This is a genomic window from Mycobacterium leprae TN, from assembly GCF_000195855.1.
In the GTDB taxonomy this organism is placed as follows: Bacteria; Actinomycetota; Actinomycetes; order Mycobacteriales; family Mycobacteriaceae; genus Mycobacterium; species Mycobacterium leprae.
Map to the genome: position 1 here is coordinate 188,493 of NC_002677.1, position 22,540 is coordinate 211,032.

At 57.9% G+C, this 22,540-nt stretch carries 11 protein-coding genes and 4 pseudogenes; 10 read left to right on the plus strand and 5 right to left on the minus strand.

The annotated features are described in order from the left end of the window. Positions 1 to 58 precede the first annotated feature (58 nt). Complete coding sequence (locus tag ML_RS00680; RefSeq protein ID WP_010907555.1) at positions 59 to 760, plus strand: LppX_LprAFG lipoprotein; 702 nt, start codon at positions 59 to 61, stop codon at positions 758 to 760. Here ML_RS00680 and ML_RS00685 read toward each other — a convergent pair whose 3' ends face one another. Together ML_RS00685 and fadD28 are read right to left on the minus strand one after the other, a co-directional pair. After that, entirely contained in the window at positions 761 to 3,469 is a 2,709-nt protein-coding gene (locus ML_RS00685) for an MMPL family transporter (protein WP_010907556.1), read from the minus strand. 51 nt (positions 3,470 to 3,520) lie between these two features. Next, the gene (gene fadD28, locus ML_RS00690; protein WP_010907557.1) at positions 3,521 to 5,260 is read right to left on the minus strand and encodes a fatty-acid--AMP ligase FAAL28/FadD28; all 1,740 of its coding nucleotides are present in this window, start codon (positions 5,258 to 5,260) and stop codon (positions 3,521 to 3,523) included. A gap of 468 nt (positions 5,261 to 5,728) precedes the next feature. Here fadD28 and pks2 point away from each other — a divergent pair, with 468 nt between their 5' ends. The 6 genes and pseudogenes from pks2 to ML_RS00715 all read left to right on the plus strand — a co-directional run bounded on the left by pks2 (position 5,729) and on the right by ML_RS00715 (position 16,119). Continuing rightward, on the plus strand, positions 5,729 to 12,079 hold the full coding sequence (gene pks2, locus ML_RS00695) for a sulfolipid-1 biosynthesis phthioceranic/hydroxyphthioceranic acid synthase (protein ID WP_010907558.1): 6,351 nt from the start codon (positions 5,729 to 5,731) through the stop codon (positions 12,077 to 12,079). A 677-nt stretch (positions 12,080 to 12,756) separates the two neighbouring features. Continuing rightward, positions 12,757 to 12,930: pseudogene (locus ML_RS18315) on the plus strand (wax ester/triacylglycerol synthase family O-acyltransferase); the annotation flags it as partial. A 978-nt stretch (positions 12,931 to 13,908) separates the two neighbouring features. Next, positions 13,909 to 14,123, plus strand: a pseudogene (locus ML_RS18320) (hypothetical protein); the annotation flags it as partial. Positions 14,124 to 14,732: 609 nt separating this feature from the next. Then, positions 14,733 to 14,867 (plus strand): hypothetical protein, encoded by a 135-nt coding sequence (locus ML_RS17155; RefSeq protein ID WP_269147048.1) that lies wholly within the window; start codon positions 14,733 to 14,735, stop codon positions 14,865 to 14,867. A 271-nt stretch (positions 14,868 to 15,138) separates the two neighbouring features. After that, complete coding sequence (locus ML_RS00710; protein WP_156511961.1) at positions 15,139 to 15,291, plus strand: hypothetical protein; 153 nt, start codon at positions 15,139 to 15,141, stop codon at positions 15,289 to 15,291. A gap of 579 nt (positions 15,292 to 15,870) precedes the next feature. Further along, complete coding sequence (locus ML_RS00715) at positions 15,871 to 16,119, plus strand: hypothetical protein (RefSeq protein ID WP_010907560.1); 249 nt, start codon at positions 15,871 to 15,873, stop codon at positions 16,117 to 16,119. A 1,063-nt stretch (positions 16,120 to 17,182) separates the two neighbouring features. On the opposite strand, the gene ML_RS14625 is transcribed toward ML_RS00715, so the two are convergent. The 3 genes and pseudogenes from ML_RS14625 to ML_RS00730 form a co-directional block, all read right to left on the minus strand. Then, positions 17,183 to 17,482, minus strand: a complete 300-nt coding sequence (locus tag ML_RS14625) for an RNA-dependent RNA polymerase family protein (protein ID WP_049769633.1) — start codon at positions 17,480 to 17,482, stop codon at positions 17,183 to 17,185. Between the two features lie 7 nt (positions 17,483 to 17,489). After that, positions 17,490 to 17,740: pseudogene (locus ML_RS14630) on the minus strand (RNA-dependent RNA polymerase family protein); the annotation flags it as partial. A 654-nt stretch (positions 17,741 to 18,394) separates the two neighbouring features. Continuing rightward, positions 18,395 to 18,538: a hypothetical protein gene (locus ML_RS00730; RefSeq protein ID WP_156511828.1), complete on the minus strand. Its 144-nt coding sequence runs from the start codon at positions 18,536 to 18,538 to the stop codon at positions 18,395 to 18,397. Between the two features lie 1,482 nt (positions 18,539 to 20,020). Between ML_RS00730 and ML_RS00735 the strand changes: the two genes are divergently transcribed. The 3 genes and pseudogenes from ML_RS00735 (at position 20,021) to ML_RS14635 (ending at position 21,828) form a co-directional block, all read left to right on the plus strand. Next, the gene (locus ML_RS00735; RefSeq protein ID WP_145985159.1) at positions 20,021 to 20,281 is read left to right on the plus strand and encodes a hypothetical protein; all 261 of its coding nucleotides are present in this window, start codon (positions 20,021 to 20,023) and stop codon (positions 20,279 to 20,281) included. Positions 20,282 to 20,376: 95 nt separating this feature from the next. Further along, positions 20,377 to 20,790, plus strand: a complete 414-nt coding sequence (locus tag ML_RS00740) for a PE family protein (protein ID WP_162618216.1) — start codon at positions 20,377 to 20,379, stop codon at positions 20,788 to 20,790. Positions 20,791 to 20,959: 169 nt separating this feature from the next. Then, positions 20,960 to 21,828: pseudogene (locus ML_RS14635) on the plus strand (DNA-formamidopyrimidine glycosylase family protein). The last annotated feature ends 712 nt before the right edge of the window (positions 21,829 to 22,540 follow it).

Sequence of the window (22,540 nt, forward strand, 5' to 3'; positions counted from 1 at the left end):
AGTGTCAGTATCATTCTTCGGGTTGCGAGCCCACTAGACAGATCGAGGTAGTTAGCAAATGAATGATCGGAAGTGGGTGACGTCGTCCGTTATGCTAGTGACGTTGAGTGCCTGTCTGGCGCTGGGGCTATCCGGATGCTCTTCAACGAAACCTGATGCCCAGGAACAGAGTAGTTCGTCTAGCCCGGCGTCCTCTGACCCCGCGCTCACCGCTGAGATTAAGCAGTCGCTGGAGACGACAAAGGCGTTGTCCAGCGTGCACGTAGTGGTCCAAACAACCGGGAAAGTCGACGCCTTGCTCGGTATCAGCAATGCCGACGTCGACGTCCAGGCCAATCCACTTGCGGTAAAGGGCACCTGCACCTATAACGACCAGCCCGGGGTCCCGTTTCGAGTGTTGGGTGACAACATCTCGGTGAAACTGTTCGACGACTGGAGTAATCTCGGCTCCATCTCCGACCTGTCAACCTCACATGTGCTTGACCCCAACACCGGTATTACGCAGGTGTTGTCGGGTGTTATCAACTTACAGGCGCAAGGCACCGAGGTGGTTGACAGAATCCCGACCAACAAAATCACTGGAACCGTCCCTACGAGTTCGGTCAAGATGCTTGATCCTAAGGCTAAGGGTTCGAAGCTGGCGACCGTGTGGATTGCTCAGGACGGCTCGCATCATCTCGTCCGGGCAAGCATCGACCTCGGCTCCGGGTCTATTCAGCTCACGCAGTCCAAATGGAACGAGCCGGTGAACACTAACTAGTTAGTTAGGGCCACCGCTTAATCGGCTCGGCAGTTTTGACCAGGCTGGCATGGCCGCTTCGGCATGGTAGGAAATCAAAACTTGTTCCACCTTGGTGAGCGCGCCCAGCGCGATCACCAGAACCGTACCGACTTGGCTGAGCGCACTGAAGGAAGCTTCCGCCACCACCAGTCCGGCGCCGAATATAGCGCCGAGCACAGTCAGCGGTACAACCGCGCGCCGCACGGACACGGTCGCCGCAGTCTTCGCCTCGGCGGAGACTCGAGCGGCCTCGAGACTGGTAACCAGATACAGTACCCCACACGGAGCTAGGATGGCGAAGGATACCAGTGGGACCGAGGCCTGCAGTTCGTGACCCAGGATGTGTTGCCACAGCGCAACCGAGATTCCCAACCCGCCGAGGTAGGCGGCTAGCACGCCTAAGCCAACCGCAACTCCACTGCCAGCGCTGACCCACATGCTGGCCAGGGCCACTACTGCAAATAGCATACCTGCCAACAGCACAGCGTCGTGGGTAAGGGCAGCACGAGCGGCTACGGCTACTTGTGCGGCCCCACCTAGCGTGATCCGGCTGTCAACGAGGCTTCCGTATTTCATCGCCTTGCCTGCGGCGATTTCGAGCTGCTGCGCACGCGCCGCGGTATCAAGACCCGGGTTATGCTCATTAGTGTAGACGACCAGGCGGGTCGCTGTTCCGTCTGACGAGAACATCGATTCTCGTACGTGCTGGTAGGATGAACTCATCAGCTCCTTCATGGGTAGATGGAAGCCGCCTTCACCGGTATCAGCAAAGTCTCTACTGAGATTTTTCAGCATCGCCGATGCTTGCGCTATTTGCGGCATGAGTTCCTGGATGGTGGATTCCAGCCTGGGTATGAAGGAGCGTGCTTGCTTCAGCGCCGACCGCATCTGCGCCACCATGTGCGGTGCTTCGTTGAAGGAGCTTATTGTTTGGTCCGATATCGCCGAGATACGGTCGACACCATTGGACAGTTGGTCCATGCTGGCGGCCACTTTGTCATATGGTTCAATGACCTTGCGCATGGCCGAACACAATACGTCGTTGGGACAGTTTGTAACGCTTACGACCCAGCCGCGGACTGTGTCCAGGTATCCCGAAAATTCAGCGGTTTTGCTTTTAATGTTCCGTGCGGCGGAGAGCACCGGGTTGAGGTACTGTTGCACTTGGTGGGCCCCGGCCAGAGCCACATTGACGGTGCTTTCCAGTTCGTCCACGGTGCTGCTCATCTGATCGATCATGGTCTTCATTTGTTTGATCGCAGTCACTGCCGGCACGAACGACCCGGCCTGCTGACTCATCTGATCGGCGAGCCTTCCCGCCGCGGAGCTGAGCGAGGCGTCGTTCCACGGTACACCAGCCGGCCATGCCGCCGACTCCACCTTGCGTACGCCGGGAATCTCCATCAGACGGTGACTGACTTGGTCGATGGCGATAAGCGCCGCGGGATCCCTGAGGTCCCGGGCGGATTTGATGAGCAGAATGTCGGGTAGCAGATTGCCCGGGAGGATCTGTGTGCCACTTTGCGCGGTATGGTCCTCGGCCAGACCCAACCGCATCCCGATGACTGGTAGTGCGCAGGTGGCCAGCACCACGGCGGTGAGGCGTGCCGGACTAGAGAAGTTGGGTACTAACAACCGACGTGTCCAGGTATTGCCGTTCACCTGTGGTGATATTTGCCCACTTGGTCCTGCGAGCTTGATCAGCGTAGGCAGCAGTGTCAACGAAGCTGCAAGTGCCACAACGACACCCAGTGCTACGGTGCCGACGCTGTGTAGTGCCGGTGTTCGGGCAAGCAGTAATGTACCGGTGAGCAATGCGACACACGCCCCGAGCAGTGCCAATGCGGGCAAGTGGGCGCGGCAAGTGGGCGCGGCAGAATCACCTGTGTAGGACCTGGACGCTAGCAGGGTGGAAGCGGTGATGGTCCCGATCGTCAGGACTGCAGCCAAGTTCCAAGAGAATACCGAAACGGTCCCCCCAGTTTGTCTCTGTACCACCGCGGCGAGCGGCCAAGCCGCCGCGAGCGAAAAGTCGGCTGTCAGCAGCATGATCACCACGATCCGTATGGCTTGCCGCGCTCGCAGCAGGAATAAGATGGCGATCACCGCCGCTGCGGTCACGATTGCCATGCCCTGCCAGGCAGTCATCTCCATAGGCATGTTGTTAGTGGTCGCTGGGACCACGATACGGGCGCGGAGCTCTTCACTCGGCGGTAACTGGCGCACCACTGATCGGATAGCGCCGAGGGATGCCCGAGCTCGGGTCGTCCCCGCCTCGCCCTGCAACCAGATCAAGGCTATTGCGGAGCGGCTGTCGGGACTGGTCCCCAGCGGGGCGGTGAGGGGATCCGACCACCAGTCGAGGACAGATCCCACGTCGTGAGTATCGGCGCGCAGGGCGTTGACGGCAGAGTCGTAGTAAGGCTGGTCTTCCGGTTCAAGTGTCCTGTTGCCTTCCACCACCAGGTAGGCAATGGCGTTCGTGCCGGTGCCTGGGAAAGCCTGCGCAATCTGGTTGGTTGTGGTGACTGTCATGGTGTCTTGCGGCAAGAGCACCGAGTTCTTATCACGAAGTTTCGCCTGTGTCAACGTGAAAATTAAGTTGGCTATCACTACCGCTGTGATCCAGGCGGTGATGACAAGGAGGTTGGCTAGCCGGAGCGACCTATGACTGTCGTCGGTTGACACGCTCGTGAATCTCAGATGGATGTACTAAATTCTACACAGTAGGGTCTTTGGCTAAGCATCTAGGCGGTCGAACTGATCCTGTCGATACCGTTCGACACATGTCGATCGTCTGACTTTGCCGCTTGTGGTAATCGGGATCGAGCCAGGCGCTACCAGGACTACATCTGAGACGCTTAGTCCGTGTGAATTTGATAAAGCCGAGATGACTTCACGTTTGATAGCGCCTAGTCGGTCCATCGCATACTGGTCTGCGTCACCCAGCTTCTTGAGCTCGATTATGGCAACTAGTTTTTCGGTGTTGCGGTCAGGAACCGATATTGCCGCGCAGCGGCCTCGGGTGATTTCCTGGATCGTCCCCTCAATATCGTCCGGGGAATGGTTGCGGCCGTACACGATTAGCAGATCCTTTATACGGCCAATGATGAACATCTTGCCGTCGATTACGAAGCCCGAGTCTCCCGTTCTCAACCAAGGACCTTCGGGTGTTCCTCTCGAAGGGGCGGCAATCTTTCCGCCGAACGTGCGCTCACTCTCGTCAGGTTTTTGCCAATAGCCGTCAGCGACGTTGTCACCGTGTACCCAAATCTCACCGACGGTTCCATCTTGACATTGTATGCAGGTGTCCGAGTCGACAATCCGTACGATCGGTGACGGCGGCAAAACGTAGCTGATCAACGATGTACCGTTGCCACTTGTGCAAGTCTTGGCCTGGCCGGTGGACAAACTCTCAGCATCGAAGTCAACGAGTTCCGCGGGCTGGCCCGATCTGCTGGTTGCTACGTACACTGTTGCTTCTGCGAGCCCGTATGAAGGCCGAACCGCTTTTTCCTTCAAATTGAAACGAGCAAAACGGTTGTTGAAGCGCTTAATCGTCGCGGGTTGTACTCGTTCGCTACCATTCAGGATAATGTGTATATTACCTAGGTCGACCCCGATCATATCGTCGTCCGATATCTTCTTTGTCGCCAGTTCAAAGGCGAAGTTCGGTGCCGCCGAAAAGACTGGAAACTCACTGGCTAACATGTGCATCCACCGGGCTGGGCGCTGTAGGAACGACACTGGACTGGTGAGTACTGCCGGACATCCCCCTAAAATCGGTACGCAAACTCCCAGTATCAGACCCATGTCGTGGTAGAACGGTAGCCACGATACGCTCATCCCACCCACCGGGAAGACCCCGTCAGTGTCCGCCAAGTAGGTCGACATCAGCTGTTCGAAATTGGCCCGAAGGTTGTGATGCGATATCATCACTCCCGCGGGAGTGCGAGTCGACCCTGAAGTGTATTGCAAATAGGCGGTGGATAGGTGGTCGCCGTTACCGTCGCCGGACCCGTTCGGCGAGTCAAGATCTAGCAAATCAACTTCAATGATTGATGGCGTAGATTCATCAGGACGCTGCGTAACGTGATGCACAACATCGTCCACGGCGGGCGATGTTGTGAGGATGGCCACAGGCGATGAATCGTTGAGCACTGACTCGAAACGTTCATCCGTGACGCCGCCCTGTGGCACCGACAGGGGAACAGCGATACGCCCGGCTTGCAATGCGCCGAGAAAAGCGACAACGTAGTCGAGTCCTTGTGGAGCGGAGATGGCGACCCGATCACCCGTTGAACCACAACGGTTCAATTCTTGTGCCACGTTCAGCGTTCGTCGGTACAGCTGCGACCACGTCAAGGTTATCTTGACACCGTCCCAGTCCTGTTCGTAATCCATAAACGTGAAGACCGGGTCGTTCGGTTGTAGACGTGCGCACGTGCGCAGCACGGCGGGGATGGAACGCACACTCATGGCGATAACGTTACTGGACTAGATTCTGACGTCGGCGCAAGTTGCCGAATAACTTCACGTGCCGGCTCAACAGTGTCGGCGAAATCACATTTTGGCCAGATCATGTAGTGATTACAGTCCCACCAAACAAATTCTACGGTGGCGCCCCATCGGTCGGACGGCGTCGGTACGAACGGATTACCTTTTGGGTGGCGGTGTCATGACGGCCTTGGCCTGAGCGGCGGTAACTGACGTCGTTAGCCCGGCTCGGCATGCGACCTCGGCCAGATGTAAGAAATCGTGCTACTGTTCCACAGTCTCCCCCCATGAGGCGTCTAAGCTGCGGTTCTACACCTGCCAACTGTGGCGAGATCCGGGTCAGCGCGGTGTGTGAAGCTCTGCGCTGTGGCGTCGCTGGCGTTGCCCGCGTGAAAAATTCGGTGATGTCGCCGGGTCACCCCGGTTGAGCTGAGACGAGGTTAATAGGCGATGGAAACAAGTGTCACTCCTATTGCGGTTATCGGGATGGGATGTCGGCTTCCCGGGGGTATCAATTCGCCAGACAAGCTATGGGAGTCGTTGTTGCGTGGTGACAACCTGGTCACCGAGGTTCCACCTGACCGCTGGGACGTTGATGATTTTTATGATCCTGAGCCCGGGGTTCCTGGGCGTTCGGTGTCGAGGTGGGGTGGGTTCCTCGACGACGTCGCTGGCTTTGATGCCGAGTTCTTTGGCATCAGCGAGCGGGAGGCAACTTCGATCGATCCTCAGCAGCGATTGTTGTTGGAAACCTCGTGGGAAGCGATCGAGCAGGGCGGTCTGGATCCGGCGTCGTTGGCCGGCTCTTCGACAGCCGTTTTCACTGGGTTGACCCACGAGGATTACCTCGTACTTACCACCGCGGCGGGCGGTTTGGCTAGCCCGTACGTGGTAACCGGCCTTAACAACAGTGTGGCGTCTGGGAGGATCTCTCACACACTGGGCCTGCACGGTCCGGCTATGACGTTTGACACCGCGTGTTCTTCGGGTCTAATGGCGGTTCACTTGGCCTGCCGCAGCCTGCATGACGGCGAGAGCGACCTCGCTTTAGCGGGTGGCTGCGCAGTGCTGCTGGAACCGCACGCAAGTGTAGCGGCATCCGCTCAAGGCATGCTTTCGTCGACTGGTCGGTGTAAATCATTCGCCGCCGACGCGGACGGATTTGTGCGTTCCGAAGGCTGCGCGATGGTGTTGCTTAAGCGACTGCCGGATGCTTTGCGCGATGGTAACCGGATCTTCGCCATGATTCTTGGCACGGCTACCAACCAGGACGGTGGCACGGAGACACTCATGATGCCATCCGAGGATGCTCAGGTCGCTGTGTACCAGGCGGCATTGGCGGTGGCGGGTGTAGAGCCCGAAACTATCGGTGTGGTGGAGGCGCACGGCACCGGCACACCAATCGGTGACCCGATTGAGTACCGCAGCCTGGCGCGGGTTTATGGTGCGGGCACTCCCTGTGCGCTTGGCTCGGCCAAGAGCAATATGGGGCACAGCACAGCATCGGCTGGGACTGTCGGGCTGATCAAGGCTATCCTATCGCTTAGGAACGGGCTGGTGCCTCCGCTGTTGCATTTCGATCGACTGTCCGATGATCTTACCGAGATCGAGACGGGACTCTTTGTGCCACAGGAGGTTACTCCATGGCCAGTCGGCGGATATAACACCCCGAAGCGAGTCGCAGTGTCCTCATTTGGGATGTCGGGAACCAACGTGCACGTTATCGTAGAAGAGGCCCCATCGGAAGCTTGCGCGCCCGATGTACCTGAGACTTCGCCGGGGACGGGAGATGCTACGGTGGGGCGGCAGCTGTTCATGCTGTCGTCCACGTCCATCGCCGCACTGCGGGAAACCGCGCGACAGCTTGCCACGTGGGTGGAAGAACACCAGGACTCCGTGGTGCTGTCGGATTTGGCGTACACGCTGGCGCGGGGCCGTGCGCACCGGCCAGTGCGCACGGCGGTGGTTGCTGCGGACCTGCCCGAGCTTGTCGAAGGTTTGTGCGAGATTGCCGACGGTGACGCCCTATATGACGCCGTGGTGGGACATGGTGATCGGGGACCGGTTTGGGTTTTCTCCGGGCAAGGGTCGCAGTGGGCGTCGATGGGAGTGCAATTGCTGGCGAACGAGCCAGTATTCGCGGCCACCATTACCAAGCTGGAGCCGGTGATCGCCGCAGAGTCGAGCTTCTCGGTGACCGAGGCGATTACGGCGCCGGAGACGGTGACCGGGATCGACAAGGTTCAGCCGTCGGTGTTCGCCGTGCAGGTCGCATTGGCTACCACCATGGAGCAAACCTATGGTGTACGCCCGGGTGCGGTCATCGGACACTCGATGGGGGAGTCGGCCGCAGCCGTGGTTGCCGGGGCGCTGTCGCTTGAAGACGCGGCGCGCGTTATCTGTCGCCGCTCGAAGCTGATGAATCGCGTTGCCGGTAGCGGAGCTATGGGGTCAGTGGAATTGCCTGCTAAGCAAGTTAATTCAGAGCTCATGGCCCGCGGCATCGACGATGTCGTGATCTCGGTGGTGGCTTCACCGCAGTCCACGGTGATCGGCGGTGCCACTGAAACTGTGCGTGACCTGATTGCGCAGTGGGAGCAGCGTGACGTGATGGCGCGTGAAGTGGCTGTCGATGTAGCGTCGCACTCGTCTCAAGTCGATCCGATACTCGACGATTTAGCTGCGGCACTGGCCGACATAGCCCCGATGACACCGAAGGTTCCCTACTACTCAGCGACTCTGTTCGACCCGCGTGAGCTGCCGGTGTGCAACGGCGCTTACTGGGTGGACAACCTGCGAAACACTGTGCAGTTCGCCGCCGCGGTGCAGGCCGCGATGGAGGACGGCTACCGGGTCTTTGCTGAGCTGTCACCACACCCGCTGCTGACCCACGCCGTAGAGCAGACTGCCCGAAACCTTGATATGTCGGTTGCCGCCCTGGCCGGTATGCGGCGCGAGCAGTCGATGCCGTACGGGCTGCGCGGCTTGCTGGCCGATCTGCACAGCGCGGGCGCCGCGTTGGACTTTGCGGCATTGTATCCTGCGGGCCGGTTGCTGGATGCGCCTTTGCCGGTGTGGACTCACCCTCGTTTGTTCATCGACACCGACGGGCAAGAACAGCGGGCGCAAGGTGCCTGTACAGTTACCGTGCATCCGTTGCTGGGTTCGCATGTGCGGCTGCTTGAGGAACCTGAGCGCCACATTTGGCAGGGCGACGTCGGTACTGCGGCGCTGTCCTGGCTTGCCGACCATCAGGTGCATAACGTCGCCGCTCTCCCCGGCGCTGCCTATTGTGAAATGGCGTTAGCTGCGGCCGTGGAGGTCTTCGGCGAAGCGGCCGAAGTCCGTGCTATCGCTTTTGAGCAGATGCTGTTGCTTGCCGCCGAGACCCCGATTGACGCTATTGCGTCGGTGGATGCGCCTGGTGTTATCAACTTCGTGGTGCAGGCAAACCAGGACGGTGAAAAGATGCGTAACGCCACCGCAACGCTGCACGCTGCCGAGGATGACTGTCCACCACCGGCATATGACATCGCTGCCCTGTTGGAGGCGCATCCGAATAGTGTGAATGGGACCGACCTGCGGGAATCGTTCGCCGAGCGTGGTGTTCAACTAGGTGCTGCATTCGCCGGCTTGGCCACTGCGCACACTGCCGAGGCGGAATCCGGCACCGTGCTGGCAGAAGTCGCGTTGCCTGCTTCGATTCGCTTCCAGCAGAGCTCCTATCAAATCCACCCGGCGTTGCTAGACGCTTGTTTCCAATCCGTCGGCGCCGGCGTCGACGCCACTAAGGTCGGCAGCAGGGCCGGCCTGTTGTTGCCGTTGGGTGTGCGCAGCCTGCGTGTCTACAGGCCTACCCGCAATGCCCGTTATTGTTACACGCGGTTGACCAAGATCGAACCCAGAGGCGGTGAGGCCGACCTCGATGTGCTGGACGAGCACGGGGCGGTTTTGCTGGCTGTGCGTGGGCTACACATGGGAACTGGGACCACCGAACGCGGGGAGCTCGACCGCCAGCTCAGCGAGCGGCTGTTGACCATCGGATGGCAGCAGCGGACGCTGCCTGAGTCAGTCCATGTCGAGCCGGGATCTTGGCTGTTGATCGACACTTTCAACGCCTCTGCAATCCCCGACATGTGGGCTTCTACGTTGACGGATGCGCTGAAATCCTACGGTACCCAAGGCACCGAATGCACCAACCTGTCTTGGTTGATACAGGATGATCCCGTGGTTAGCCGCGAAAGGCTTGGCCGCCAGCTGCGTGGCCGCGATGGTGTGGTGATTCTCTGTGGGCCGCGTGCCGGTGCCCCTGATGAGCAAAGTCTGTTGGCTGCCCGCGAACAAGTACGTCATCTGGTTCGAATCATCCGGGAGTTGGCTGAATTAGAGGGTGAACTGCCGCGTTTGTTTGTTGTGACCAGGCAAGCTCAGATAGTTCAGTCGGGGGATGCGGCCAACTTGGAGCAGGCCGGTCTGCGTGGTCTGCTGCGGGTGATCAGCAGTGAACATCCGATGCTGCGCACCACTCTGGTCGACGTGGATGAGCACACCGACGTTGAACGGGTGGCCCAGCAACTGCTGAGTGGGTCGGAAGAGGATGAGACTGCCTGGCGGAATGGCGACTGGTACGTGGCGCGGCTGAACCCCAGTCCGTTGAGCCATGAAGATCGGCGAACAGTGGTGTTGAACCCCGAGCACGACGGGTTGCGGGTGCACGTTCGCAAGCCGGGTGACTTGCAATCTCTGGAACTTGTTGCCAGTGACCGAGTTCCGCCTGGCCCCGGACAGCTCGAGGTCGCGGTCAGTATGTCCAGCATCAACTTCGCTGACGTTCTCATCGCGTTCGGCCGATTCCCTATCATCGACGACCGCGACCCGCAGTTGGGTATGGACTTCGTGGGTGTGGTGACTGCGGTCGGGGAGGGCGTGACCGGCCATCAGATTGGTGACCGTGTTGGCGGTTTTTCTGAAGGCGGCTGTTGGCGGACGTTCCTAACGTGTGACGCCAACCTTGCCGTCACGCTTCCGTCTGGCTTGACTGATGAGCAGGCGATCACGGCTGCCACCGCGCATGCTACCGCTTGGTATGGGTTGAATGACCTGGCCGGGATTAAGGTCGGTGACAAGGTGTTGATTCACTCCGCGACCGGCGGTGTGGGGCAAGCGGCCATTTCTATTGCCCGTGCAAAGGGTGCGGAAATTTTCGCGACCGCCGGCAACCCGACCAAGCGAGCGATGCTGCACGACCTGGGCATCGAGCATGTCTACGACTCGCGCAGTGTCGAATTTGCCGAGCAAATCCGGCGCGACACCGATGGGTACGGCGTGGATATCGTGCTGAACTCATTGACCGGTGCCGCACAACGCGCCGGGTTGGAGCTATTGACCTTCGGCGGCCGGTTCGTCGAAATCGGTAAGGCCGATGTTTACGGCAACACCCGGCTGGGTCTCTTCCCGTTTCGTCGCGGTCTGACATTTTACTACTTGGACCTCGCGCTGATGTCCGTCACCCAGCCCGACCGGGTCCGCGAGTTACTCGCCACGGTATTCAATCTCACCGCTGACGGTGTCCTGACCGCACCGGAGTGCACTCATTATCCGCTGACCGATGCGGCCAATGCCATCCGGGCAATGAGCAACGCTGAGCACACCGGCAAACTTGTGCTCGACATACCGCGAACCGGTAGTAGAAGTGTGGCGGTGCCACCGGAACAGGCGCCTGTCTACCGCCGCGATGGCTCTTACATTATCACCGGTGGTTTGGGTGGTCTCGGCTTATTCTTCGCCTCCAAGCTGGCCGAGGCCGGCTGCGGCCGGATCGTGCTGACCGCGCGTTCGCAGCCCAACCCCAAAGCCCGGCAGACCATTGAGCGTCTCTGTGCCGCCGGCGCCGACATCGTGGTGGAGTGTGGTAACATCGCTGAACCCTATACCGCGGACCGGTTGGTGAACGCGGCGACCGCTACCGGGCTTCCACTGCGTGGGGTCCTGCATTCGGCGGCGGTGGTCGAGGACGCCACGCTGACCAACATCACTGACGAGCTTATCGACCGCGACTGGTCGCCCAAAGTTTACGGATCGTGGAATTTACACTGCGCGACGATCGGGCAGCCGTTGGACTGGTTCTGCTTATTCTCCTCGGGAGCAGCTCTTCTGGGCTCGCCAGGTCAGGGTGCCTACGCGGCGGCCAACAGCTGGGTCGATCTCTTCGCCCATTGGCGCCGCGCCCAGGGCCTGCCGGTCAGTGCGATTGCGTGGGGTGCGTGGGGAGAGGTTGGCCGCGCTACGTTCTTGGCCGAAGGGGGGGAAATCATGATCACCCCCGATGAAGGTGCGTATGCCTTTGAGATGCTGGTGCGCTATGATCGGCCCTACAGCGGTTATATTCCTATCCTGGGGGCGCCATGGTTGCCGGACCTTGTCCGACGCAGCCCGTGGGCTGAAATGTTCTCATCCGCTGGGCAGGGGTCAAGGGGTCCAAGTAAATTCCGCATGGAGCTGCTTGCGCTACCGCAAGATGAATGGTCCGGACGGTTGCGGCGTCTGCTAGTCGAGCAGGCTAGTGTGATTCTGCGTCGCACGATCGACGCGGACCGCTCCTTCATTGAATATGGCCTGGACTCGCTGGGCATGCTCGAGATGCGTACCCACATTGAATCTGAGACCGGAATACGGCTGACCCCCAAAGTCATCGCTACAAACAACACTGCACGCGCCTTGGCTCAGTACTTAGCGGACACGCTGGCTGAGGAGGAGGGGGTGGCAGCACCGGCCGCTATGGTGTCACCGGAGACACCCTGATGGGCGGATTGTCCAACACTGCAAGGTGTTTTGCGGATCGATAACGGGTCAGTTTGAATCCAGGGAGAGAGCGAACCACTGTGCTGGGGTGATTTGTTTGCTGTAATCTACCAGATGTCTTTCGTTGCATGCAGTTCCTGCAACGGATTAAGCAGGGCCGGTGCTGCCCACTAACTCCGTTCCCTCAACTGTTTGCTACCCACATCACATGGCAGTTTTTTGCAATTTGGTCGTGCCAAAATCTATGACCAAAGTGGAACGTATAAGCTGCTCAATGGCAGGGATTCTCTCGCTGGTCCACAGCGAGACGGTTAATGGTCCACATCCACACGATCTTCGGTGAAGTGACCGTCCCTGTCTCGCAGTGGTCTCCAAGATCTACCTTGCACCGTTTGGTGGGATCCGGTCTGCTAAACTCGACCATCCTTAGTATTGACCTGCGGCATGATCCATCGGCCTTCCTGCGTAGCTCGGTCCGCCACCCCGCTCAACGACAGTTGATGCGTTTGGCTTTAGCAGACCACATCTGCCAGGCCGAGTAGTTCCCGCGGCTATCAGCGACACCACGAAAAGTTTAGCCCGAGTGCGTTGCGGCGCACGTAAGCTTTTAGAGGTGCCGGGTCAGCCTCTGGCTCCGTCACTGACCTGAATGAACCAACTTTGTATCTAGCTCGGTTCGCCGATTCGCCACCACCAGGCTGGCATTGGCCGATGTTAAACAGACCAGCAAGCATCTCGGAGTGACCATAAATTACGGTATCTTGTCTATGTCGACCAGTGTGCTTGCGTGTATTGCTCTTGCGCTACGACGGCAAGGCAAATTCCCGCTGCTTGCGATTGCCCCGGATTAACCTCGATTCGTCACAGGAGCGGATTTCTGGGAGTTAGTTCGTATTTTGTCCGTAGCGTTGCTCGTGTACATCGAAGACCCGCAGGAAGCGGATACGGTGTTTCCTGGTTATGGCCGTCACGGCGGCCAAGCAGCTTCATCGGGGCTCAGAGGACCAAGGCTAGTCCAACTGCTGGTTGGTCTATATCTCGCCCGTGTCCGCGGAAACTTTTCTTTGGTTGGCATCGATCCGCAAAGTCTTGAACAAGATGTTCAACCTGGTCATTACGACCGTTGCTGTCCCTTTACTACGGTGTGGCCGGTTCGGTGGCGAAACTTATTCGGTGGGGTCATTGGGCTGCTCACTATGACTGCGTGCAGCTATGTTGATCAGCTCGATCTCTCGATACTGACCGACGTTACTATCGTCCAGGACCCGCATGAAATGTGAACGTGGAATTCATCTAAATTCGTAGGAGAGAAGCCTTTTCCAAGAGGTTTACAGTCATGTGATCTCGATGTTGCCAGGGTCAGTTGCTGCAAGCACTGCGCTGCCGAATTGGTGCGTCGAGGAACACATCACCCCGCGGGAGCTGGTGGTAGTTTCCGCAGCAGACGCAGAAGCCGCGTCAAGTCCGGGGGTATTAATCTGACGGAGGGCAGCAGTTTTGCCAATGCGTCTGCTGCCTGCGTGGGTTGCTGCGGCCATCGCGCGGTTTGAGTATTTCGTGTGGTGGCTGCTCTCTTCAGGTTCCTGTCTCCGCGCGAGTACAGCGCAGTATTTGTTGTCGCCTGATGCGCCGAGCCCGTGCACGCTCATTCGCTATCCTCACCGACTTCGTCGCGTGCTATCCGGATGCTGTCGATAGAACTGGGCAAGTTGTCCGCTGACCACGACCAGACCAATCAACTCGCTGACCTGTCCATGGGCGTGTAAACGAAGCCCCGGCTTGTTCCGTGACTGGTTGGCCGCGGAGCCTCTGGTACGTGCCTCGGTGTGTGGATCATCTTCATGTACGGATCGACAGGCACGTTGAAGAGGGAGTAGCCGCCACGCATCCCAGTGCCGCCGCGGTTGCCGACGCTGAGGTGCAGATGTTCTTGCAAGACAATCCGATTAGTCCGGGTGCTGGCCGGGCTGTCAATGACTTTGAGACGCATTGTGAGAGGAGGTGTGGTTGTCCTGGCGCAACAAGCCCCTGCTTGGTACCCGCGTAACGATCGTTAGTGCGCAGCGGTATGGACCATGCTCCATGGTTGGTGTATTAGTCCGTGCATTGGAGGCTGTTACCGGCGTGTCGGGACGTAACCCGAACCCGGTTTGCGTGAGGGCTATCACCAGGTGTGCGGCCGCGTCGGGTGGTGACTGTGGGTGACTGAGCGACTTGTGGACGCCGCGCGCAATTATTATCTTTTCCCCGTTGTATGCTGACGATGTTGTGATTGCGGTGCCTCTATGCTCAGGTTGGCCACAGCACCGAGATCTTCACGGTTTTGCTGACCTCCAAGTTAATTGTGACCGAGTATGGGTGTGTTCTTGGTCATGCCTTTCCCTGGTGGCGTCCTATGAGCTTGCCGGTGGCTGAGATATACGAAGGCCAAGGTCGGTCGGCGGGCGTTTCTCGGTGGCCGAGGCTATTACCCAGCCGGACCGCTGCGTCCCCGAGGACGGATTTGGTTGCGGTGCTATCCGTGACGCTTCCTAAAGCCAAGCATGGTTCGTCGTGGTTGGGCGGTCCTCCGCCTTGGGCTGTGTCGGTGCTCCGCCGCAATTGATCGAGAAACAATAATAAAACCATCTATGACCCGCTGACGGGGTTGAAGGTGATGCGCGTCGTAGTGGAAACGTGTCTCCTGCTGGCCGGTATTCATAACGGTCGCGATCAGGCTAGCCGGTGCTTGGGCGCACTGCAGGAGCCGGCAAGAGCGTTAGGCATCCTGTTGGCTGCGCCCGGCTGATGCTACTAGTAGTCGCCGGCGTTGTCACCGTTGCTGCTAAATTGGCTTTTGGCCTCCCGGCTCAGAGCCAGTGCATTTCCGCTGGGGTCGTCGTTCGTATGCCATAACGAATTCGCCGAGACGTTCGTCGAAATCGTCTCCGCGCCATGGTTCGTGCGCGGCCACCGGCGCGCCGGTAATCACTCTACTGTTTACGTGGTGGTTACGTGCGCTAGGTACCAACGTCAGGAGCGGTGCGTGGTGTGGGAACTTATTGGCGTCTGAGGCGGACTTGATCACGCTCGGCAAGGGCTCCACCGTCAACCGCGGCTGTGTGATGCGGCCACATCTTTTTTTGCAAAAAAACCAGGCGTGGAACCTCCATCGTAAGAAATTCAGCGGCAAAAACGTGCCCGCCAACGGCGTGCCGGACGTCCTCGCGTGACAGCTTCCGCCAAGTCGATCAAGACCGGTTCCGAAGAAATCTGTCTCCGTGATTATCGACCCATACCCGCCGAAAATGGCAAAACTGGATACTAGTGTCGCGTCATGAATTGGAGCTGGAGTACCGGGTCGTAATCAATCGGTTGTCGGGCCAGGCAACCATCACTCACAGCGGTGATGTTGACAGAATTGCAGCGGCTGACGTTTGATCTGTCTGGTTCCTTGACGGCGTTCGACGGTTCGGTGAAAGGCAAACCAGCAGCTCGTTTCTCTTGTCGCAGCGAAAAGTCGCGTATCTGTTGAGTATCTAAGCTCGTGACCGGTGATGAACGCTGTCGATTGTGGTGCGCTAGGCGGTTCACCGAGACCGCTGCAATCACTTTATAATCGACATTTCGCCATCTTTGGCATACACGTGATTATCCCTGGATATTCCAGCAGTGTTACGTCGTGGTTACCGAGCAACGATTCGATCGCCTCAGTGCTAAGGTCGCCTACCGCATTCGGATCAGCACCGAAAGCCGATACAGCCTCATTTCCAACGGCAAATTTGTGGCGCGGCGGATCCGAGTTTCGCATATTGATTGCCGCGATCCCACCTGAACCGACATCGACGTATCTTGTTCTCCTGCAGATCGGCATGTACGGGATGATGCTGCTGACTGGGGTTCCGGTCCTGATCCAGGCGGTGTTGCCGGAGCTGCTGCGCCGCGATTTCGACCACGATCTCGTTCACCAGCCTGAGACGATGAATCTGTTTGTCGAGTTGTTCGTACCGTATCTGTTGGCGACCGGGTACACGGGGTCGTTGTCACCGACGACCCGCTAGCGATAACGCTGGTAAGCACAGGGTATTTCGCTCTTCGGAGTTAATCATTGCGAAGGTACCTGTGCTGAACAGCGTTTCATCGCTCACGAAACTAGTGTTGTGTGTTGGTGATTGTTTTAACGTTTGATTTTGTTGAGGGGGTGTCTGCGGTCTGGGTTCAGGTGAACGGTGTGGTGTGTTCGTTGTAGGTGGGGATCGCGGTTTCGAGGTTGTTGATATCGGTGAACGTGTTGTGGCGGGTGATGGTGGTGAAGAAGATTTTGGTTATGTGTCAGCTATGAGCAGCTTGTCGGTGTGAAGTGCAGTGTGGCTTGCTGGTTATCCTGTAGCCAGGATCGGCTGCTGGGGGTTTGTGGGTTGGCGTAGTTGTCGCAGATTGGGGCATGCCTGTATGTGTGGGTGTGTTTTGGTGGCGAGTTTGAAGGTAGTGGCAGAATCGGTTTGGGTGTGATCCAGCTGCTTGGGTCTGGGGCTTCATTGTCGACGCTAGAGCATAATCGCGGCCGCGGGTTGAGTAGGCCTGGGGCGCGGTGTGGGTGTATTACTTTCGGTCCGTTTCCCAGACTGGTCGCCGATCCTGGTGTGCGCGTCTTTGCGCACCGGGCTTTTCATGGTCACTACCGTTAGGCGGTGGGAATACTGGTCCAAGGGTTGGGTATTGTGGTGATTTGGTAGCGGTACCGGGTGACCGGTATCGAGGTCGGGTTCAATAGGGTGGTCTCTTCTGCGTCAATCGGTTTTCACCGTTTTTCGGAGGTGGTGAACTGCCGGCGAATGTCTTTCCATCTCCGGCGATACAGTGCTCGAAACCACCGATGGTTGATCTGTGCCAGCACGGCCCCCGGATTGCGCTGTGATTTCCTGTTTGCCAGGGCACGGATCTTGGCTTTGACCGACCGTCGTGCCCGGTCGGCGATACAAGTCCTAGACATGCCCACGTGGTCGTTGCCTTCTTGGGTGTCCACCCGGTGTGGAAGCCGCGAAAGTCCATACCAGTTACCGAAGTGCGCGGTCTTTGTCTTTGCAGTCGACAGCTGCAGACCTAGAGGCGTAAGCATCGAGTTTATTTCGTTTTGCAGGCCTCTGGCGTGTCTGGTCGCCATGTGCTGAGTACAACGCAGTCGTCCGCTACGCGGGACGACTGCGTTGTACTCAGCAGGCCTGTGACGCGGCGCCGACTAGGCAGGTAAGCAGTGGACATCGAGCCGCACGGTTTCCATGGCTGCATCCGATACTCATCGAGCCCAGGCAAGGCGATGTTGGTCAGCACCGGCGACAAGATATTGCCCTGAGACGTTCCGGTGTGAGTGTTCTGGTGCTCACCAGACTCGGTGAGCACACCGGCCTTAGAAAACGCCTTCACCAGGACCAAGTACGCGTTTATCCTTGACTGGCAATAGCATCCGCTCCAACAGAGCAGAATGTGAGATAGAGTCACAGCGCACCTCAATGTCTGCATACAGCACCCACCGATAGCTTGTAGTGCTGTATTGGTGAATTTCGGCGATCGTGTCCCTGAGATCGCCGCTTGGGGGCGGAATCCAGGGGAGATCGGCTCGAAAGCGGCCTCGACGACAGGCTCCAACACCAGCTTCAACGCAGCCTGAACGACTCGATCCGCAGATTGTCCAACAACCCGCTACCTCGACGATTTCCTCAACATGGGCTCCGGTCCGGGCGTCCACACCAGCAGTATTCGCCCCATAGTTGCCCGTGACCCAGTCAAACGCCACCAACAATGTTCGCCGGGTCACACACGAGATTGAACAGGTCATCAAACCTGCGGCCACGATCGACCGACGATGACCCCAACCCGATAAATCGTGTTGGCCACACAACACCCAAGCAGGACCTAGGACGATTCCTCCCCTTCCCGACGCCACCCAAGGCCAAGGTGCCCCCGCTTCACCGTTCCTGCTGCGACAGGCCCGGCGGCGAAGATCTCTCACCTTCACTGCCATGCCAATCATCAGCACTTCGTGACGCACGTGGATCCAGGTCGAGCCCGACCACATCACGCCGTTTGGTCTCCCACGTCGGGGTCGGTAACGAACTTGAAGGTCTTCACGCGATGCGACTGGATGCCCCCACTTATGCCAGATCCGCGCGGCCAAGGAAAACGAAATCCCCCACAGCCATCAACTGCTCCGGTGACGGGCCGCTCCGACGCTGAACGGCCGATTCGCATAACATCGCCGACCAACGTCTCTACGAGCACCATGACCTCATCGATCACCGAAGCACGTCCCGTCCCCGGCGTACCCGAACCGCGATATCAGTATCTAGCCACTCCATCGGACACCAACCACACAATCCACGCCCGTGTCACCTGCCCCACCAGCACCCACAACACCCTCGTCAACCACCCCAGCCGACCCCGGTCGCCATCGCGCAACTCCAAGACAGCAACCACATACACCGCCCACTTACCTCAACCAACCACACCTAAACGCCTCAAAACCACCCACCACTAGAACAACCCGTCTTCGAACTTAGTCGCCAATCCTTTGGTTATCTTTCCCCCACGGGTCGCTGTTACGCCGAATATCAAGCTATCCCACCGAAATTCTTGGGTGCTGGCTCCGACGCAAATGTCGTGTCCATGTAATCTGCGGTGAATTATCCTGGCTGGCAAAAAATAAAAACTAATCCGACTCCGGGCCGTCGACATCTGTTTAGCCACCAGGGCGGACGGCCGAACGGGCAGCTTGAAGCCGAACTAAAGTGAACCTTATCGTGTGACGCGATACTGTACCCAATGTTGCTGGCAAGACAAAGGCTCGATGATTTCCCTGTTATCCAGGAATTCGTGGCTGGTGACAGAGTTATACGGTCACTGTGGAGTCGGACTCAACCAGTTAAGTGAGGTTATCGACTATGGCCCAGGTACTTCAAGCCGGCCCCCTCCGGCCAGAGGGATGCAGAACATCGGCTCGGTCAGTCACTCCATCAATTAAAGTGGTTACCCCCACGCGTATTCTACTTGTATCCACGTTAAGACTACTCTGCAACAGGGCAAATCAGGTGAAATTCTAAAGTTGGTTTGCGGGAACTAACCACCGTCCAGACTGTCTTGCCCGATGATGTGGGGCTTCTACCTCAGACTCATGATAACGCAGCCCCCATCCCAAACCAGACCCATCAATGCCAGTCAGGGATGGCGCCAGCCGCCGAGCGGGCACGCTACTACCGTCGGACACCGCAATAGCGACTGTCGTGCCATCACTTTTGATCTGCACCAGGGGGCGCTTCTAGTATGTCCCATCAGGTTTTCCACAAACACGTTGACAACCACCGACGCAACTGGGATGAGCGTGGTTTACGACCAGGTAGTAATCCATTCGTGGAATCAGGTGGCGTGACTCGCGAAGACTGGTCAAATTTGCGGTAAGCTGGGCATCGGCGCGCTGGACAGCGCTATGCGCGAGCCGATTTATGGCCTTCATCGCACTGTTCCCGATTCCGCTACTATTTGGAGTCCGGTGACGTCGACGACGATGACTGAAAGCTGGTTTAGAGTGGCCTCCATAATGCAGTTGCGTAGGGGAGTTTCGGATGTCCAACTACCCCGAGGGTCAAGCCTCCGTGCGAGCGGCAATGGCCAACAAGCTCGGTAACTTAACTACTCACGCTCACCGCAGCCGGCGCGCCAGTCAGCAATCCACTGCTGTGTGAGTGCGGGCTTCTAATCAGCGGCTGGAGCGCCCCCGTTACTAACTTGGCCGAAAAGGAATTGGACGCCTGGAATTCAGGGTTGCCGATGCATCCTGTCGTACTCCGCCCATCGGTTGCTGTTCGAATTCCAGTCCATCCGACTTTCGTGAGGGTGCCTTTCCTCTGCGGTAACACTGCACAGTCTCTACTGCGAAGCGAATGGCAGGGCCGGTTATGAAGAAATAGTTTGGGGGAACCCATAAACGGCAACCCCAAGATAGGTCTCCATGTTGTCCCCCAGGCCTGCCGGATACGTCTCAGTCAAGCCGGTGCCGACCAGCGTCTCATAGGGGAGTATGAAGCCAGATTTGGTGCTGCCCAAGTTAAGGACCACCGACGAGTTGCCCTGGTGGGCGCGATTGGCGATGTCGAGACGCGCATCGCCGTGATGCGGGCCGCAGCACAGGCTGGATCATGGATGTCTATTTGCCCAGAGCTCGGTGACTAGGTGCGAAACTTAGTAGCCCGATATTAAAGGATTTACTCAAGATCCGCCAGCGCGACGTGGTTAACGATACGCTTTTTCCTGCCGAGCGATCACCGTTGTGCGACAGTGCGAAGGTCGGTCAGTCAGGGGAAGTATGGATATCCTTTCTGATCGTGGCGCCGAAGTACGTAGCCTCGGTGGCAACTGATTTGGCGAATATCTGTTCGGCGATAAGCTTGGCCAACACGGCGGTGCTGGCCCCGACGACAGGTGCACTTGCGGCAGGTGGCGATGCAGTGTTGGCTGCGGTGGCGGCGTTGATCGTCATACACACCCAGGCGTATCAGGCACTCAGAACTCAAGTGGTGTTGTTCCATGACCAGTTTGTGCAATTGATGAGTGGTGGAGCGGGCCAGTATGCCGCCACAAAGGCTACCAACACTTTGCCTTTACAAACGGGAGAGCAAGAAGCACTCAATGTAATCAAGGTTCCGACCCAGGCATTGTTTAGGACGCCCGCTGATCGGTAATGAGGTTAATGGCCACCTTTTTGCCGGGCAAAACGGCGGATATGGCGGATTGTTGTTTGGCAACGGTGGCACCGTAGGCAGAGCGAGAACGCTTGTTGGCCGACCGGGAGCTTTCGAGCCAGCATAGAGGCGTTAATAACTTGCCGCCACGATACTGCACACTGAATGTGTGCCTGAACTTCCCGAAATCGAAGCTTTAGTCGACTATTTGCGGCGTGAAGCGGTCGGTTTGTCGGTCGGCCGCCTCGATGTTGCTGCGCTGTCCGTGCTTAAGCCCATCTACGCGTTTGCGCGGCCAGACAGTAGTCGGGGCCGACCGGTGGGAAAGTATCTAGACTGCAGGCGAACACAGTGGTGTTGATCACTCAATCATGCCGCGCGTGGGCTGGTTACGGTGGTCTGACAAGCTAACCAGCGACACTGCTGGGGTCGGACCAAGGTCTGACCACGCTGCATATCGATCCAGATAGCTTCCAGTAGAGTACCCGGCTTCAACCTAACTCAGGCCGGGCCCCAGAAGCAACTAGCTGACCTGCCTGGTTGGTTGCCACCCCGCAATAGGTCCCCGGGCTTGCTGTCCTCGGACCATATGCTCTGGGTGTCACTGTCGAGCGCCTGGCGGGGCTTCTGGTCGGCAATACCGATCGGATTAAGACCGTCACATTACCGATCAAAAGGTGATCGCCGGTATCGGCAACGCTTACAGCGACGAGATTCTGCAGGTTGCCAAGATCTCGCCGTTCGCCGTAACCGGGAAGTTATTTGTACGAACAGCTTAGTACCGGCATGACGCGATGGTGTCGATGCTGTCCGACGGTCCATCAGCCAGGGGGCTGCCATGCTTAAAAAGGAGCCATGCTTAAAAAGGAGAAGCGATCCGTGCTACAGGTGCATGCACGTACCGGGGTGTCGTGCCCGGAGTGGGAAGATACCGTGCGTGAAGTGTCGTTCTCGGACAAGTCTTTTCAGTACTGTCCAACGTGCCAGACCGGTGGCAAGGTGTTGGCCAACCGGCACATGTCGCTGCTGCTTATGTAGTTGATGTGCCACCCTGGGTTGCTCTCCAGAAAATCCTCATCAATGGTGCCAGTTCCGTCCTGGGCGCTGGGATGGCACATTCTCTCGCTTCCACGAGTCGTTACCTGTCGCTGTGTGCCCGTCGCGTCGATAAGTTGGACGAAGATGCAAAGATGTGCTATCATTGCCCTCAAGATTGCGGTCGCTGCGTTGGACGTTCACCACCATACGCAGATGTCGTAAGGTGTTCTGCGAACTCAGTGATGATCCTGGCAGGAATGTCCCGCATTGTTGTCGCTGGTCAGCTATTCGTAAGGGAGCCCGGCTCGGCTCCGGCAAGCTGTAGGCCAATAAAGGCGACTGTTGACACCAACTTGGTGACCTCCCTAGTGTAGATTGACACTACACTGGATATGTTCACAAAAAGCGGCTCGGGGAGCCATCTGGTGCCCGTGTTTTCGGTACTCAGTGACAAAAAGGGTAGATGACCTTAAAAATATTCCGCCACAAGCAAAGTCAGAATGCACTCACTGGGAGGATTTTTGTGCGCCAAATAACTCCAAATAACTTAAGTGGCTCGATTAAGATCTCGGTGGTGGAGAAGGGCTACATATAAACAGAGATGGCGGCCAAATCAGCTAGCACAATGTTTATGTGGTAGACAATGCAACTGGCGTTAAGATGCTTGTCGACGCGACAGAACGCGATCCCGGTCGGGTGAGGGTGCTATGGT